Annotated in this window: 2 tRNA genes and 2 rRNA genes; all 4 read left to right on the top strand. The window is 51.5% G+C overall.

The window, feature by feature from the left end:
- Nucleotides 1–109: ribosomal RNA gene (locus AC1DUA_RS39800) — 16S ribosomal RNA — on the top strand; the annotation flags it as partial.
- A gap of 127 nt (nucleotides 110–236) precedes the next feature.
- A 5S ribosomal RNA gene (gene rrf, locus AC1DUA_RS39795) occupies nucleotides 237–353 on the top strand.
- A gap of 82 nt (nucleotides 354–435) precedes the next feature.
- A tRNA-Ile gene (locus tag AC1DUA_RS39790) sits at nucleotides 436–512 on the top strand.
- A 19-nt stretch (nucleotides 513–531) separates the two neighbouring features.
- Nucleotides 532–607: transfer RNA gene (locus AC1DUA_RS39785), tRNA-Ala, on the top strand.
- Nucleotides 608–694: the final 87 nt, after the last annotated feature.

Raw genomic sequence — 694 nt, 5'->3', positions numbered from 1 at the left:
TCGGTGGGGTAACCCGCAAGGGAGCCAGCCGCCGAAGGTGGGGTAGATGATTGGGGTGAAGTCGTAACAAGGTAGCCGTATCGGAAGGTGCGGCTGGATCACCTCCTTTCTATGGAGACTCGGGTCTGAGAACGACCCAGTCAAGTGTGYTTARCACACAAATCGCTTACTCACTCRTGTTCAGTTTTGAAAGAGCAAGCTCTTTCAGCAAGATGGTTAATTCCATGTTGCACTCGTTTGGTGATGATGGCGGAGGGGACCCACGCGTTCCCATCTCGAACACGACCGTTAAGCCCTCCAGCGTCGATGGTACTTGAACCGCAGGGTTCTGGGAGAGTAGAACGTTGCCRAGCGGACCCATGGCAAGCTTTCGAAGAAAGCTTCGAAAGCTTGTAGGTGGGTTTTTATTTTGGGAAGTTTATCCCAAACACATATTGGCCCTTAGCTCAGCTGGTTAGAGCGCACCCCTGATAAGGGTGAGGTCGGTGGTTCGAGTCCACTAGGGCCAACCAATTWMTTTCATCATCGTATGGGGCCATAGCTCAGCTGGGAGAGCGCCTGCCTTGCAAGCAGGAGGTCAGCGGTTCGATCCCGCTTGGCTCCACCAATCATCATTTTGAGACAGGAATTTCCAAGAAATTTCGACTTGAAATGAGGTAATGAGTTGTGATAAGATAACTTTCGCCGCTGAGAT

It is taken from the genome of Paenibacillus sp. 01T422, from assembly GCF_056398785.1.
This window is presented reverse-complemented; position numbering and strand designations above follow the sequence as displayed.